A 16,171-nucleotide genomic window follows, 5' to 3' on the forward strand; every position below is an offset into this window, starting at 1 on the left:
GCTGTTGCCTCAGGCAAGGTCGAAGCAACCCCACATGCGCTGATGGTGGAAGCCGTCCGCAATGTCATCCGCATCTATGGCAAGGCTGTTGGGACTCATTGAGAGGGTTACAAAAATAATGGAAAGGGCGGCCAAAAGGCCGCCCTTTTTTATCACGCATTCAAAGACGCTATATCGATAACGAACCGATAGCGCACGTCACTTTTGAGAACACGTTCGTAAGCTTCGTTAATGTCCTGAATATTAATCTTCTCAATTTCAGAGACGATATTATGCTTGCCACAGAAATCGAGCATTTCCTGTGTTTCTTTGATAGACCCGATCATCGAACCAGCAAGGCTCTTACGACCCGGAATGAGCGAGAAGGCATGGACCGGCACCATATCTTCAGGCGCTCCAACGACAACCATTGTGCCATTCACTTTGAGCAATCCAAGATAGGCATTCCAATCAATCGCCACACCGACCGTGCAGATGATCAGATCAAATGTTCCGGCCAGCTTCTCGAATGTCTCGCTGTCGCTGGTAGCATAATACTCTTTTGCTCCGAGCTTCAGTCCGTCATCCTTCTTTGAAAGCGATTGGCTCAGTACAGTGACATGCGCACCCATGGCATTTGCCAGTTTGACGCCCATATGGCCAAGGCCACCCATGCCAACAATCGCGACCTTTTTGCCAGGTCCGGCCTGCCAATGGCGCAGCGGCGAATAGAGCGTTATACCTGCACAAAGAAGCGGAGCTGACGCGTCGAGCGGCAGATTGTCCGGTATGGAGAGGACATAGCCTTCCCTGACGACGATCTGATCGGAATAACCGCCTTGCGTAGGCGTCTTTCCGTCAGCATCGACGCTGTTATAAGTCTGCACCAGACCGGGCAGATAATGTTCATTGTCCAGATCACGCGTGGCACAGCCTACACAGGAATCAACGAAGCAACCAACGCCGACCTTATCGCCTACTTTGAATTTGGTCACGTTGGAACCGACGGCGCTGACGACGCCAACGATCTCATGACCTGGTACAATCGGGTAGACTGCATTTTTCCATTCGTTGCGAACCGTGTGAATATCAGAGTGGCAAACTCCACAATATTGAATTGAAATCACCACATCGTCTGCATTTGGTTCACGACGTTCAAATGTGAACGGAACCAACGGTTGATCCGCATCAGTTGCGGCATAACCTCTTGCAATAGCCATAATAAACTCCAATCATCGAAGCGAAACTGGGGAGAGAAGGGACGCTGAAATATGAACGATTTTCGCACAATGAGGTAGACCGATCCTACAAGCTTCTTGCACGATCCTGCAAAAATTGGTGTATCCTCTCGCAAGTCGAACAACCAGGCATAAGTAAGTGGCGGTTCAATCAGTTATGAAACGAGGCCCATATGAGATCACCGGCAGACGCTTATAGCGAACTTGCATCACTGGCGGCTCGCTTTGTAAAGGAAGACGGTGAAGTCCGAACAGCCATCGAGGGGCTTTCGCTAAGCAGACGCTCGACGCCAAGCATTCCGTGTCATGGGAGTTACAGACCGTGCCTCGCAATGGTCCTTCAGGGCGCCAAGTCTTTGCAGCTCGGATCTGCAACAATCAACTACACAACAGGTGAGTATCTGGTGACGTCGCTGGATTTGCCCGTAACATGGCGTGTTTCGGAGGCGAGCGTTGAAGCACCACACTTATGCTTGTCGCTGGCAATCGATAGCGAGAAGCTCGTGAACCTTCTCGGACAAATGGATATTCGCCGCAATTCAATCTCAACGGAGGCGAAACGGGGAATTGCTGTGAACGCAGCGCCTACTGAACTTCTTGATGCCATGGTCCGGTTGTTACGTTTGCTTGAAACACCCAGTGAAATTCCCATTATGGCGCCTCTTCTAGAACAGGAAATTCTGTACCGATTGCTGACGGGTACGGATGGTGAGCGGCTTGTCAATATTGCAACAATCGATAGCCAGGCAAACAGAATAGCACGTGCAATTTCGTGGCTTCGGCAGAACTTTGCTCTTCACCTCAAGATAGAACAACTCGCTGAATACGTGAATATGAGTGTCTCATCATTTCACCATCACTTCAAAGCAATCACTGCGATGACACCAATTCAATATCAAAAGCAATTACGGCTTAATGAAGCGCGAAGACTAATGTTGGTTGAACGGCTCGATGCCGGTACCGCAGGCCATCGTGTGGGATATCAGAGCCCTTCGCAGTTTAGTCGCGAGTACAGTCGATTTTACGGTAACCCGCCACTTCGGGATATAGAAGCTGCTTAAGCTGTTTCGATTGCATCTGTTCATAAGAGCACGAGTTGCATTAATCGCAGCAAAACGCGCTCTACCGAGTGTCACCATCCATTCCGGGGAGGATAATTGACAGTGAGGCGCCACCGCCAGATCTGTTTTGCAACTCGAGCCTTCCACCGTGCGCGACAGCGATAGCCTGCACCACCGAAAGACCCAATCCCGTGCCGCCAGTAGCGCGTGATCTGGACACTTCCCCACGCCAAAAGGGTTTCACTTCAACCCCACACATATCGTCCGGAAATCCGGGGCCTCGATCCAGAAGCCGAATAGCCAGAAATCCGCCAGCCAACTTATCAATTTCGCATCGTAAGCTCGCGCCTTCCGCAGCATAACGACAAGCATTTTCAACAAGCGCGAGGATAGCTTGTCTTATGCGCTGTGAATCAACCAGAACAACAGTTGGCGGCAGTTCTGCTGCCACTTTAATATTGTTTGTATCGAGCATCGGTTGAGCCGAATGTAGAACTCCTTCAATCAACTGAGCCAGATCAATCTGCTCAGGGTGCATGACCAGCTTTTGGCCTATCGCCAAGGATAAAGTACGGAGGTCTTCGACAATCCGGGATAATCCTTCGGCTTGCAAAAGAAGATTGCTCAAGGCCTTCTTTTCCATCGGGAATATGCCGTCGACCATGCCCTGCATCGTGCCACGTAAAATTGTAAGTGGCGTGCGCAGTTCGTGTGCCAGGGCCATGTTGTTGAAGTGCAGTCTGTTTTCCATATTTTGAAGGCTGGTGGCCATCGCATTAAAGCTATCGATAAGGCTCGAAACTTCTATAGTGCTTTTGTGAGAACCCATCATACGGACCGAAAAGTCACCTGACTTCAACGCTTCGGCAACCACTGTCAGTTGCTCAAGTGGTCGCGCAATTTTTCTCGCCAAATATATCCCAATCGCACTACAGATGAGTGCCGAGAGAAGACCCGATACCAGAACTGAAATATAAACGTTCCAATCCAATGGATCGGAGAACCCATTGAGATATCGAAACAGCTCCTTAAGTGCTGCTGTATCCGGCACGATGCCCGCATTTAGGTCCCGATAAGCATGTGCCGCGTCTGCGGGAAGCTGTTGTAATAGCCCTTCTTCAAGATAGGATGCGTACCAGTTGACCCCCAGATAAGCCAAACCAACACTCAGCAACAACATTGCAGTGATGATGATTGCGGTTAATGTAGCAAGTGAAAGCTTTGGAAACTTCATTTTGGATCACAGAAACGATAGCCGATGCCTCGGACTGCAGAGAAGCAACCGATCTGACCCAGCTCTTCCAGCTTCCGCCTCAGATTGGAAATATGCGTGTCTACAGTTCGGGCGAGTGCATCGCTTTCTGGCAAACAGGCGTCGAGAATATCGGCACGTTCAAAGGCATGTGTCGGGCGGCGGATCATGTAAGCAAGAATTCGGAATTCACTTAAGGTGAGCTGTAAGGTCACGCGCCTTTCTCCCTGATATACGAAAGCCGAGTACGCCTTGAAGTCGACCTCGAAATTACCAAAGCGTCGAACCGTTTCGTGCTGTGCTCCGTTCGTTCTGCGAAGCACTGCCTTTACGCGTGCAACGACCTCCTGCGGATTGAAAGGCTTCACGATATAATCATCAGCCCCAAGACGCAGCCCACTCAGCCGATCCAGATCTTCCGCCAATGCGGTTATCATGATCACAGGTGTATTCTCAGCCTGCCGCAAACGACCAAGCACTGCAAATCCATCCAGTTTCGGAAGGCGTACGTCCAGTAGAACAAGATCGGGCGATAGGTGGGCATGATGTTGAAGCGCCGTTTCACCATCAGCAGCGCGAACGGTCCGGTATCCTTCCCGCTCCAGGTAAGCACTGAGAATTTGTGCGATCTCGGGCTCATCCTCAACTATCAGAACGAGACTGTTTTCCACCCTGGGCTCCGAAATTCTTTATTTTCTTCTGATTAAATTTTGCTGGTCGGTCGGAGTTATGCCGGAGAAAAGACAACCGCGCAATTTCCAAACAATAGATAAGCAGACATGCTGCTGTAGTTTCACACGGTGCAGATGTGCTCTCCATCGTTTCTTGACAATCGGGGTTCAAATCGCGGCCATGTTAATTTTGCAAGGCTATCGAAATGCGAAACACAGTTTCCAGCCCAAGCGATGCCCCTTATCGGGTGGACTACACCAACAGCATATGGTTTTCAGGGTGGACTGCGCCCGCTGTCAGCTTTCTCCTGATATCAAGTTTGATTTTTATTATGTTCCCTACGCTTGATTTAGCAGTCACTCGTATTTTCGCAAACGGTCGCAGCTTTCCACTATCCGAGAGTCCAATTCTCCTCTCAATACGCGATGCGAACCGTCGCGCTATGATTTATCTGCTTGTTCTGATGACTATCATGATCATTCTTTATGCCGTTAAACCGCGAAAATTTAAGCTTTTTCCACCTCACAAGGCTTTCTTTGTCATTCTATCTTTTCTCATCGGGCCATTTCTTACAGTACAGTTTCTCAAAAATTTTATGGCACGCGCACGACCGCGCAGCTTGCTTGAATTCGGGGGATCGGCGGAATTTACACCAGTTTGGCAATATGCTGCTCAATGCAGCCGTAATTGCTCATTTCCATCAGGGGAAGCAGCCACTGCTGCGGCGACACTGTCAGTAATTGTATTGGTACCGGCAAAATGGCGCCCCATCGCCGTTGCTTTCATTGTACCAATTTTGATGTTCGCATCATTTAATCGAGTAATGTTTGGCGCACATTTTATCTCGGATGTTGTCATCGCGTGGGGACTTATGGGTTGCCTCATGATTTGGCTTTGGCGACGGATTTCCCAAAATGCTCAAAACATAGACTATTTAATCGAGAGCCTTGGTGCAGCCCCCTCTAAATAACAAACCTCAGTTGGTCGTTCAACCAACTGGGGTCGTGCTTATAGGCTCTGCCAGAAAGGCTTGTTTCAAACTGAAACCAGCCATTCTGTTTATTTCGACGCACGATTCCACACAAAACTGCTCAGCACTTTTGCTGGAAATGCACCAGTTAAGCGGCACGAGCAAAAAGCCACACACTCTCGCGTGGGATATCTACCCACACCGGACCTTCTGGCAAAGCCTTAGGGCCAAATGCTTTGGCAGCAAAATCTCCAGCACGCAGACGATATTCCCAACGATCACCAAGATACAGGCAGGCGTCGAGATGCATTTCCTTGAGGTCCTGACCGGGACGATCATGCACAGCAATCTGTTCGACCCGGATCACTGCCTTGTCATCTTTTTCATCGCTTTGTCCGACAATGACGCCATCCAACTGCCAGTTTGTTCCATGGATGCTGGCGTTTTCGCCGGTGCGGCGTATTTCGCCATTGGCAATATTATTCGCGCCAAGGAAATCCGCCGCATAGAAGCTTTTCGGCTTGGTATAGATCTCTTGCGGCGTTCCTTCCTGTACGATTGCTCCGTTGCGCAACAGCAGGATATTGTCAGATGCGGCGAGCGCTTCAGACTGGTCGTGCGTAACAAGTACACCACAAATTTCCAGATCGAGGATCAGCTTGCGAATCCAGTAGCGCGCTTCCTCGCGTAGCTTCGCATCAAGATTGGAAAGCGGTTCATCCATCAGAAGCACGCGGGGTTCATAAACCAGTGCACGACAGATGGCGACGCGTTGCTGTTGTCCACCAGAAAGCTGATCTGGATAACGTTCTGCCAGATGGCCGAGGCCAATCTTTTCCAGCGTTGCCTGCACGCGTTTCCCTGCTTCAACCTTGCCGACGCCGCGCAATTTCAGGCCATAGGCGACATTTTCCATCACAGTGCGATGAGGCCAGAGCGCATAGGACTGAAAGACGAGACCAATATTGCGGTTCTCCGGTGCAACGGTCATGCCCTTGCTGCCGTCCAGCATCGGTTTTCCTCCAATGCTGATGAAACCCTCTTCAGGTTGTTCAAGACCCGCAATGCAGCGCAACAAAGTTGTCTTGCCGCTGCCCGATGCACCAAGCAATGAGACAATTGAACCACGCTCGGCCGTAAACGATGCGCCCTGGAGAATATGCAGGCCACCGAGATATTTGTGAACGTCGCGTACAATAAGTTCAGTCATGGATTTTTGCTCCCAGACGAAGGGCGAGACCAAGGCCTGCGCCGGTAAGAACGATACTGACAAAGGCCAGTGCTGCAATCGTATCCATTGCACCGGACTGGATCATTGAAACCATCAGCGAACCGATCACTTCAGTTCCAGCACTCATGAGATAGATGCCGGTTGCGTAATCGCGTAAGAACACGATCATGATCAGTGCCCATGCGCCGACAAGTCCCGGACGCACGATCGGAATGACGATATCTCGCCAGGTCTGGCCAATGGTTGCACCGGTCGTACGTGCTGCCTCTTCAAGTTCAGGGCTGACCTGAATGAGTGTACCCTGCAGAAGACGAAGACCATAAGAAAGACCAACAATCAGATACGCGATGAATAGGCTTATCAGTGTTGTGCGCAGCGGTACGAGGAACGGGATGAAAAGGAAAAGCCAGAAGAAGGCGAGACCGATGATCAGGCTTGGCATCGAGCGCGGCAACAAGACCATATAGTCAAGAACGGTATTGGATACATCGCGATTGCGGTGACCTGCCAGACCGACAAGCAGATAGAATGCAACCGCTACCGCTCCACCCACGACAGCCAGTATGATGGTATTGAGAACTCCTCGATAAAGGCTCGGGACTTCAAAAAGAGCGTTGAAATGCTTTGTTGTCAGATGAGCAAAAGGATTGACGCCCTGCCCCCATGCATCAACAAAAGCACGCAGAATAATGCCGCCAATTGGCAAGACTACCGATAGGAATAGCCAGAAACCGATTATTGAAAGCGCAATTATCTGCCCGGCACGACCAAGGCGCATGACGGTTGTGCGTGAACCTTTTCCACCGAGTGCCGCATATCGACGGCTGTGACGCAACAACCGGCGCTGATACCAAACCAAAGGCAGAGTTAAGAGCACCAACAACACGACCACAACGGCCATCAGCTGATAGGTTGGAACACCGAAGAGTGTTGTGAGCTTGTAAATATAGGTGGTCAGAACATTGATGCCGCTTGGATCGCCGAGAACCAGAGGCACGCCAAACATCTCAAAGCCAATTAGCAGATTGAGTGCTGTTGCGAAGATGAGTGCAGGCAAAACCATGGGAACCGTGACGTCCCAGCATACACGCCAGATAGGTGCACCGGTGATGCGTGCAGCCTCTTCCAGATCAGAAGGCAGGTTACGCATTGCAGCCGACACATAAAGATAGACATGGGGAACATGTGCAAGCCCGGTAACCAGCACAATGCCGGTCAGCGAGTAGATATTCCATGGTACGAAGCCAAAGATGTCACGTGCGAAGATCGATACAAAGCCGGAAGGCCCAATAGCGACCGTATAACCGAATGCAAGAACCAGTGCCGAAATGAACATCGGGACCAGCACAATGACTTCGAGCGCTTTGCGAAACCGAACATCAGTACGAGTGAGCAGGAAGGAGAGCGCCGCACCAAGCGGTACAGCGATCACCACCATGCCCACAGCCATGATGACCGTGTTCCATAGCGCATCATAAAACATAGGATCAACGAGGATGTATTCATAAGCGCTCAGCCCCAGTTTCGCATTCGCGCTAAAAAATGGACCATCCAGAAAACTTTGATAGATAATCAGGCAAATGGGTGTGAGTACACTTATTGTCAGCAACCCGATAACAAGACGCCTGAACAAGCGCGCTTCACCGGGTGCGCTAGGTGTTTTCAAGCGCATCTGGCGGGGCGATTCCTGAGTTAATTTTTGGGTATAGGTATCCGCCGGCATGGATTGTTACCTCCGGGAAAACAAGCGATTTACAAGAATGGAACTGCCTTGGGGCTATAGTTCTCTCAGAACGGGCCAGGCATCTGGGTCTTCAGGGGTAAAGACCCGATGCACTGGCCCCGCCCCGGGAGGAGCCAATTTAGGCAACAAGGGCAAAAGTATTGGGCTTGAATATTGATCAGCCTTTCAACGCTGCACGCCATTCATTGAGGAATTTCAGGCGCTTCATAGGGTCCATGAATTGCAGCAAGGTCTCATCAAGCGCGATTGGCTTGAGGTTACCACCAACCAGCTCATTGAGCGTGTCGATGTTATAACCCTCTGTTGCATCCTTACGCAGCGCAGGCATGCCCTTGGACGCAAGTGCTGTCTGGCCTTCCTGAGAAAGCAGGAAGTCGATGAACAGCTTTCCGGCATTTGGATGCGGCGCATCTTTCAATACACCAGCAACGCGTGAGAAGGCAGGCGTGTAATCCTTGCCGAAGGCAACACCAAGGTTTGGCGCACTCTTCACCCAATCCAGTGCATAAGAGCCGATCAGATTGTAAGCGATGACATTCTCACCCGAAACCACAGTTTCACGCATTGAGCCTGTCGAAGAATAGGATTTGCCCTTAGCCGTGCCAAGCGCTTTGGTCAGATCCCAAAAATTTGTTGTATTGTCCATATCATTGGTCTGAATAAGGAAGCCGACGCCGGATTTTTCCGGATCAAACGTTGCAATACGACCATTATATTCGCCGCTGGAAATGAATTTGATCAGGTCTTCACGCGTCTGTGGAACCTTGTCTTCCGGCAGTGCTGTCTTGTTGTAGATCATACCGATTGGCTCGATTGATGTCGCATAAACGATATCTTTATAGACAGCCCAGCTTGGCAGTGAGGCGCTCTCAGTCGACTTATAGGTTTCCAGATAGCCATCAACTGCAAGCTTTACGCCCTGATCCATCGCCGAGGTCCAGAACACGTCACCACTGACTTGTTTTGCAGCAGCTTCGGAAATCACACGGTTATAAACGCCGTTTGTACCAATATCGTTATAATCGACCCGAATGCCGGGATACTTTTTTGCAAAGGCTTCAAGAGCTGCCTGTGCCTGTGCCTGATCAGTCGCCGAATAAATGGTGACTGAACCTTCTTTACGTGCCGCTTCCAACAGATCGTCGCTTGCCGCCAGCGCAGGCATTACCATCACCAGAGTGGCCGCGCTTGTTATCAGGGCATAAGAGAAAGAATGCTTCACTTCCGTAGTCCTCCCAAAATGATTCTTAATCTCAAGGAAGGACATGCGGTGCGACATAGCAGGATTTATACTGCGCATCTAACGCTCTACATTTCGATTATACTGGATAAAGCAATAGTATCTCCGCTTCTTACAAAGCAGACCAAAGCTTTCAGTGAATCGATATCCTCCCAAGGATATAGGAAAACCATTCGCTCCCACGAACAGCTCGCCATAATACATAGATTGATTGTCCAAACTGTCAGCAACCTGTCAAAACTGAGCAGGTTTTTGTTGTCACGATTAAATTTCCATGCAATTTATGAATTATGCGCATCCTTCTGGTCGAAGACACCCGGGATGTCGGGGAGGCAATCAATCAACGGTTGGAGCGAGTGGGACACTCGGTTGATTGGGAGACAGACGGGTTAGCCGCGGCTGAAATTCTCGACTTTACCGATTATGATCTAATCATTCTTGACGTCATGCTCCCTGGGCTTGGCGGCTTTGAGATATTGCGTCGTGTGCGAGCCGCAAAAAAAACTGTTCCAGTTCTGGTTCTTACAGCACGTTCGGAGATTGAGGATCGGGTCAGTGCACTCGACCTTGGTGCGGATGATTATCTGGTCAAACCATTCGACTTCAGAGAACTTGAAGCCAGGGTTCGTGTTTTACTGCGCCGGAATAGTGGTGAGACAACAAATATAATCGTGTGTGGCAATCTTCAGCTCGATCGGCAAAGCCGCAATGTCCGTATAGGCAATCGTGAGGTTCAGCTGAAACGGCGAGAAATCGCCATTCTGGAAGTTTTCGCTACCCGCCCAGGCCGTTTGTTTAGCAAAGATGAGTTAATGGACACGTTGTTCGGCTTCGATGAAGGCGTCAATCATAATGCGGTCGAGCTTTATATATCCAGAATACGCAAGAAGATCGAGGGGTCAGGCGTATCAATCATTACTCAGCGCGGTATCGGCTATCAACTGGTGATCGATGAGAACGCCTGAACCCTCACTGTTCTCGCGCCTCGTCACACGCGTCGGGTTCGTTCTGCTTGTCGGGGCGAGCACACTTATAACCGCAGCCTGGTACTATGGTCAGACAGCCTCCAATAAAACCTATGATCAGCTGTTGCGTGGAGCGGCCCTTCAGATCGCCGATGGAATTACGCAGACTGACGGCAAATTGATTGTCAATCTGCCACCTTCAGCTTTTGAACTGCTTGGCTTCGCCGAAAGAGACCGCATTTTCTATCGCATCGTCGGTCCCGACGGCGCAGTTGTCAGTGGCTATCCTGATCTCAACATCAATGATGATCTGATTGCTGCGCGTCGCGATCCGAAACTTGAAACTGAGACATATCGCGGGTCGGAAGTCCGCGTTATTACGGTCGCTCGGGCGCTTGCCGATCAAGCACAAAGTGGATGGGTTTATGTCGTTCTGGCCCAGACTACCGAGGCGCGCCGGGCGCTTGCCGGAGAAGTTACCCAAGGTGCCATACTCATTGTTGGTATCATGATTTTACTTGGGCTGGGCGGAACAATTCTGGCCGTGCGTTATGCACTTAAACCCGTAACGAGCCTGGCTCACGCGCTTCGTCGGCGTAATCCTGAAGATTTGACGCCCATGCAGACACCTACGCCGCAGGAATTGCAGCCGTTTGTGGGCGCAATCAATCATTTCATGACACGGCTGGACCAACGTGTTGTTCGGCTTCAGCAATTCATTGCCGATGCTGCACACCAAATACGCACACCGTTGACGGCTCTTTCGGCTCAGGTAGATATGCTGGACGAAGATTGTATGAGCCAGGCGGATCGGGAACGAACACAACGCATTAAAACGCGCACCGGCGAGCTGGCACAATTGACCAATCAATTGCTCAGCCACGCTATGGTCATTCACCGTTCAGGGGTTATACAGCTTGAGAAAGTGAACCTCGTTGATGTGGCGCGCATGGCCTTCCATCATACCATTCCACTGACCGTTGACCCCGACATGGTCATTTCTTTTGAGGCAGGACAACCTCTTCTGTTCGTTAATGGCGATCCGGTCAGTTTGCGAGAAGCTATTGCCAACATCATCAGTAATGCACTGCGCCATGGTGCAATCTCGCGTCTGGATGTGCGTGTGATGCAATTTGAACAGCGTGTCTGTGTTGAAGTCGAAGATGATGGCCCAGGTATTCCCCCAGAAAAATGGGATCAGATGTCGCGCCGTTTTAATGCCACCTCTTCCAAAGCTGCAGCAGCCTCGGGACTAGGCTTTGCAATAGCGGCAGAAGTTGCTGCTGCACATGATGGCTTGATTCGTTTTCGTGAAAAAGGCTCAACAGGCTTTACCGTGATACTGGACCTGCCCCGCGCACCGGAGACGACATCATGAAGATCTGTCTTCTGGCCGCTTTGTTCACAACCATCGCATTGGGCGTAGCACACGCTCAGTCAGATGAAGGGACCACGACCCACTTTCCCGCATTGCGCGAGGAAACGGGGCTACTTGTGATCAATGGTGCTGCTGATACTTCAGCTCTCAAGCCATTGGTACGAGATTTTCAGGAAGTAGAGCCCCACATCTCTGTCGATTATACCGATTTTGTCACTAATGATCTCTATCGCGAAGCTGATGCGGCTTGTCGTGGGGGGAAGAATTTCGGCGACCTACTGATGTCGTCCTCTGTGGATCAGTTGGTAAAACTCACTAATGACGGGTGCGCTGTGTCACATGTTTCAGCTGAAACGCGGGCAATCGAGAACCATGCCAATAATTGGCGCGATGAGGTCTATGGCTTCACCTTTGAGCCATCCGTCATCGTATATCACAGTGATTATGTCCTGCCGCAGGATGTTCCTCATACGCGCGGTGAGCTTGCCGATCTTCTGCGCCGCAAACAGGAATTCTTTCGGGGCCATGTTGCAACATATGACCTGCGCCAATCTGGAGTGGGCTACCTTCTCGCTTTCCTGGACTCCGAACAAAATTCCACGGCCTATGGACGACTGCTTGAGAGCATGAGCCGTGTCGACACCCAGCTGCGCTGTTGCAACAACTCGATCCTCGCAGACATCGAGGATCAGAAAATATATATAGGTTACAATATCATAGGATCATATGCCTATGCAGCTAGTCTGCGCAATCCAAAGCTGAAAATTGTATTGCTACGCGATTACACGCTGGTTCTGAGCCGTGCTACGCTCATTCCGCAGAACGCAAAGCAACCTGATCTTGCCGCCCGTTTTATCGACTACCTTCTGTCCGAACGCGGGCGCCGCGTCGCCAGAGAGAAGGCATTCTTCTTCTCGCGAGATGGAGCGTTACCCGCAGGGGTTGACGGGCCACCATCACTCATTGAAAGCGGTGTCGGTCGTCCGGTCCGTATTGGCCCAGCCCTCCTTGCAACCCAGGACGCGGCGCAGCGTAAAAGGTTCATCGACGACTGGACGGATGTGATGGCTTCAAAAGATAGCCGTAAGGACAATTGATCAACATACCAATGTGAAGTGCGTTCTTTTTGTTGGTAACCCGTTCAATTATAGCGAAGCAACTCGCCTGCTTAATTTTCCGGTGAAAAAATAACCTTAATCGGAGCATCGTGCTTATAGGTTGCAGTAGAAGGTCCGTACTTCGCATTGAAGCTCGGATGCCAAGCTTTCAGTTCTGTATCGGATACCCATTTGATTTGCAGCTGATCGGCAGGTGCAGGTCCGTCGAATTGTACCAGAGCATTTATGGCCGATTGACACTTTTCTGTTGTACCAGTTTTAAGAACAGAAACCTGCGTCTTTTCCGTCCGCGTCAGGGACCCGCTTTGAGGACATTTGCGAACTTCAACATGATATTGTCCGCTCGGAGAAGGCAGATTGGCAATAATTTTGTTCGGGGAGCATCCCGCCACAAAAACAGACAGAAAAATCGGAATGGTTATCCAGCTTTTCATCTGCAAATCTTTCTCTCGGACGGTTCATCGGCTTGTGAGCGTTTGACTATATTGTGTGATTTTCACCATACGGTTAAACACAAAAGAGTACCGGGGGCTATCCACATTGCATTTTCCGGACAATATTAAACTTGAGATGACCGCAACGAGTAACAGGTGACATATGCTTCGAGTTTTTCTGATGGGGATGTCGTTTGCGATTGCCGCATTCCCCGCTGCTGCTGAAAATCAAACATCTTATGAAGGCCATTATTCAAACAACAATACGGCTGCTATCTTAGATGCTAATTTGGTCCGCAAGGCTGAAGACCGTTATTCTATTTCACTATCGACAAACGTACCAATCAAAGAAAACCAGCCCGGTTGTGCAGGGAGCATCGAAGGTGAGATCAACATTACGGGCAAAACAACGACGCTGAGTGTTGCGAACGAAGGATTCAACACCAAGGCCAAAGAAACTGCTCAAAACAAGCGCTATTGTGAAATCAGCATAACGTTTCTCAATGAGTATACGATGGAACTGCAAGAGGTTGGTGGATGTTCCTATTATCACGGTGCTTCTTGCAGCTTCAGCGGTGTTGTAGAGCACGACGCCAGCGGCATCTAATTGCTATTCCAGCCCCACTTTTGTGAGACATGTTCCAGGTTTTTACCAACGATTATCAGCCGGGCAAAGCAAAGCTGAACCAATTCCAGCTTTGCTTTACCGTTATCCAATGCCTATTTTGACGCTTGTTTCTGCAAATCCGCGAGATTGCCGACGATAGCAGCGGCTTCATTTTGCAGAACATCTTTTGCGCTCCTGCGGGCTTTTTCAATGGCGATATCAGCGCTCAGGCTCCGCTCGTTGGACTGTAGACCATCATCCTTATCCGCATTCACTTCGTCTTTGTTCTCACCCTGCGCTTTAAGGCGATCTGCTTCGGCTGCGATCTCAGCCCGCCGAGTGGTCTCATTAAGAGATATGACCGTCTTTTCGCGCTGAGCCTTCAAAGCTGCAATATCTTCCACAAACCTTTGAAATTCAGGTTCATTTTTTACCCGGCTGTCGTGACGTTCCTGCAACTGGGATATCGTCGCTGCCATATCGCCTAACGTCTTGTATTTTGCAGCCTTCACCTGGCTCCAAGGCAGGGCATTATCAAAACTCGATTCACCGGTAGTCTTGATGTTAAACGTCCCCGGAAGGCTGATATCAGGTGTCACGCCACGCAACTGCGTGGTGCCGCCATTCACCCGGAAAAACTGAGCAACGGTCAACTTCAATTCGCCAAATTTCGGCTGGGGATTCTGTACCACTTCGTCAAGATTGACCACGGTTTGCACTGTGCCCTTGCCGAAGCTTGGTTCGCCGATAATAACGCCCCGACCATAATCCTGAACCGCCGCTGCAAAAATCTCAGACGCGGACGCTGACCCACGATTGATAAGAACTCCAAGCGGTCCATTCCATAAAGGGGCCGGAAGATCATCACTCTCTACTTTCACTTCGCCCTTTGCATTGCGCTGCTGAACCACGGGGCCTTTGCCAACAAAGAGACCAGTAAGGTCAATCGCCTCGGTCAAGGAGCCGCCGCCATTGTTGCGCAGATCGATCAGAAGGCCATCGACTTTGTCTTGTTTCAGTTCGGTTACAAGTTTGGCAACGTCGCGGCTGGCGCTGCGATAATCCTTGTCACCTTTGCGACGCGCCTCGATATCCTCATAAAACGCGGGTAGCGTAATCACGCCTATCTTGCGCGTAGTCGTACCATCTTTGACTGATAGAACTGTCTTTTGCGCAGCCTGTTTGTCGAGGCTGATCTTGTCACGAACAAGGTTCACGATGTGATGTTGGCCATCTGGTCCAGCATCCGCAGGCAGGATATCCAGACGCACAACTGACCCTTTGGCACCGCGTATCAGTTGCACCACTTCATCAAGACGCAATCCGACAACTTCTTTTATCGCCCCGTTTTCATCCTGGCCGACGCCAACGATACGATCGCCGACCGCTAGTTTTCCTGACGACTGGGCCGGACCACCGGCAACGAGTTCGCGGATAGTTGTGTAATCGTCGCGTTCCTGCAGAACAGCACCAATGCCGACAAGTGAAAGCTTCATCGCGATATCAAATTCTGCCGATGCATTTGCACCAAAATAGTCGGTATGAGGGTCGACAGAAGTCGTATACGCGGCCATGAATATCTGAAAAACATCATCGGCTTTCGACTTATATGTGCGCGCCAAAGAGTTTTCGTATCGCTTGCCAAGTGTCTCGCGAATTGTTGCGTCGTCTTTGCCAGCCAGTTTCAAACGCAGCCAATCGTTTTTGACGCGCTTGCGCCACAGATCATTGCGTTCTGCGTCTGATTGCGGCCAGACTGCTTTATCGCGCGCAAGCGGATAGTCTTCCTGCACACTGAAGTCGAACTTCTGATTGAGCAGACTGTGCGCATAAGTCATGCGATCCACGATCCGCTGTCCATAAATATTGAAAATGGCGAACGGAATGCTCAGATCTTCCTGATTGATCGCATCATCGATCTCCATGCTTCTCGTTTTGAAGCTATCAATATCCGACTGCAGGAAAATCAACCGGTCTGGATCAAGAGAATCGATATAACGATTCATGATCTTGACGGACAGAGCGTCATCCAATGCAACAGGTTTGTAATGAAAGCGCGAAAGGAATTCCGCCGTCAGACGCGCGGCCTCCACCTGTTGCGGCAAAGGCTTCAGATCGGGAGGAGAACCTGCCTCAAAAGCGTGGGAAGGCGACGCAATTATCGCAAGGAACAGGAAGAGAAAGCCAAACTTCTTGCGTACCAACTTGCACCCCATTTTCTCGAAGCAGAATATCCAGACCTTAATTTATGTGAAACAATTATGGTCTTTTAGCAACCACCT

Annotated in this window: 14 protein-coding genes; 6 read left to right on the plus strand and 8 right to left on the minus strand. The window is 50.3% G+C overall.

Annotated elements, in window-relative coordinates; genetic code table 11:
* Nucleotides 1–152: 152 nt before the first annotated feature.
* Nucleotides 153–1,199, minus strand: a complete 1,047-nt coding sequence (locus CEV32_RS01970) for an NAD(P)-dependent alcohol dehydrogenase (protein WP_094573773.1) — start codon at nt 1,197–1,199, stop codon at nt 153–155.
* 191 nt (nt 1,200–1,390) lie between these two features.
* Here CEV32_RS01970 and CEV32_RS01975 point away from each other — a divergent pair, with 191 nt between their 5' ends.
* The gene (locus tag CEV32_RS01975) at nt 1,391–2,278 is read left to right on the plus strand and encodes an AraC family transcriptional regulator (RefSeq protein ID WP_094573774.1); all 888 of its coding nucleotides are present in this window, start codon (nt 1,391–1,393) and stop codon (nt 2,276–2,278) included.
* Between the two features lie 61 nt (nt 2,279–2,339).
* Here CEV32_RS01975 and CEV32_RS01980 read toward each other — a convergent pair whose 3' ends face one another.
* Together CEV32_RS01980 and CEV32_RS01985 are read right to left on the minus strand one after the other, a co-directional pair.
* Nucleotides 2,340–3,512, minus strand: a complete 1,173-nt coding sequence (locus CEV32_RS01980) for an ATP-binding protein (RefSeq protein WP_094573775.1) — start codon at nt 3,510–3,512, stop codon at nt 2,340–2,342.
* The gene (locus CEV32_RS01985; protein ID WP_094573776.1) at nt 3,509–4,201 is read right to left on the minus strand and encodes a response regulator; all 693 of its coding nucleotides are present in this window, start codon (nt 4,199–4,201) and stop codon (nt 3,509–3,511) included. Before CEV32_RS01985 ends, CEV32_RS01980 begins: the two co-directional genes overlap by 4 nt.
* 206 nt (nt 4,202–4,407) lie before the next feature.
* On the opposite strand from CEV32_RS01985, the gene CEV32_RS01990 reads away from it, so the two are divergent.
* Nucleotides 4,408–5,172, plus strand: a complete 765-nt coding sequence (locus CEV32_RS01990) for a phosphatase PAP2 family protein (RefSeq protein ID WP_094573777.1) — start codon at nt 4,408–4,410, stop codon at nt 5,170–5,172.
* Nucleotides 5,173–5,320: 148 nt separating this feature from the next.
* Here the strand turns inward: CEV32_RS01990 and CEV32_RS01995 are convergent, their stop codons facing one another.
* The 3 genes from CEV32_RS01995 to CEV32_RS02005 all read right to left on the minus strand — a co-directional run bounded on the left by CEV32_RS01995 (nt 5,321) and on the right by CEV32_RS02005 (nt 9,369).
* Complete coding sequence (locus CEV32_RS01995; protein ID WP_094573778.1) at nt 5,321–6,382, minus strand: ABC transporter ATP-binding protein; 1,062 nt, start codon at nt 6,380–6,382, stop codon at nt 5,321–5,323.
* The gene (locus CEV32_RS02000; RefSeq protein WP_094573792.1) at nt 6,375–8,075 is read right to left on the minus strand and encodes an ABC transporter permease; all 1,701 of its coding nucleotides are present in this window, start codon (nt 8,073–8,075) and stop codon (nt 6,375–6,377) included. The genes CEV32_RS01995 and CEV32_RS02000 overlap by 8 nt, the downstream gene beginning before the upstream one ends.
* Before the next feature lie 229 nt (nt 8,076–8,304).
* Entirely contained in the window at nt 8,305–9,369 is a 1,065-nt protein-coding gene (locus CEV32_RS02005; RefSeq protein WP_235818687.1) for an ABC transporter substrate-binding protein, read from the minus strand.
* 308 nt (nt 9,370–9,677) lie between these two features.
* Here CEV32_RS02005 and CEV32_RS02010 point away from each other — a divergent pair, with 308 nt between their 5' ends.
* The 3 genes from CEV32_RS02010 to CEV32_RS02020 are packed head-to-tail and all read left to right on the plus strand — an operon-like array spanning nt 9,678 to nt 12,827.
* Nucleotides 9,678–10,352: a response regulator transcription factor gene (locus CEV32_RS02010; protein ID WP_094573779.1), complete on the plus strand. Its 675-nt coding sequence runs from the start codon at nt 9,678–9,680 to the stop codon at nt 10,350–10,352.
* Nucleotides 10,339–11,730 (plus strand): sensor histidine kinase, encoded by a 1,392-nt coding sequence (locus CEV32_RS02015; RefSeq protein WP_094573780.1) that lies wholly within the window; start codon nt 10,339–10,341, stop codon nt 11,728–11,730. The genes CEV32_RS02010 and CEV32_RS02015 overlap by 14 nt, the downstream gene beginning before the upstream one ends.
* Nucleotides 11,727–12,827, plus strand: a complete 1,101-nt coding sequence (locus CEV32_RS02020; protein WP_094573781.1) for an ABC transporter substrate-binding protein — start codon at nt 11,727–11,729, stop codon at nt 12,825–12,827. Before CEV32_RS02015 ends, CEV32_RS02020 begins: the two co-directional genes overlap by 4 nt.
* Nucleotides 12,828–12,898: 71 nt before the next feature.
* Here the strand turns inward: CEV32_RS02020 and CEV32_RS02025 are convergent, their stop codons facing one another.
* Nucleotides 12,899–13,282, minus strand: coding sequence for a hypothetical protein (locus CEV32_RS02025; protein ID WP_094573782.1), 384 nt, complete (start codon nt 13,280–13,282; stop codon nt 12,899–12,901).
* Between the two features lie 181 nt (nt 13,283–13,463).
* On the opposite strand from CEV32_RS02025, the gene CEV32_RS02030 reads away from it, so the two are divergent.
* Entirely contained in the window at nt 13,464–13,889 is a 426-nt protein-coding gene (locus CEV32_RS02030) for a hypothetical protein (protein WP_167382725.1), read from the plus strand.
* Between the two features lie 113 nt (nt 13,890–14,002).
* Here CEV32_RS02030 and CEV32_RS02035 read toward each other — a convergent pair whose 3' ends face one another.
* Nucleotides 14,003–16,105 (minus strand): carboxy terminal-processing peptidase, encoded by a 2,103-nt coding sequence (locus CEV32_RS02035; protein WP_094573784.1) that lies wholly within the window; start codon nt 16,103–16,105, stop codon nt 14,003–14,005.
* Between the last annotated feature and the right edge of the window lie 66 nt (nt 16,106–16,171).

It is taken from the genome of Brucella rhizosphaerae, from assembly GCF_002252475.1.
Classification (GTDB): domain Bacteria; phylum Pseudomonadota; class Alphaproteobacteria; order Rhizobiales; family Rhizobiaceae; genus Brucella; species Brucella rhizosphaerae.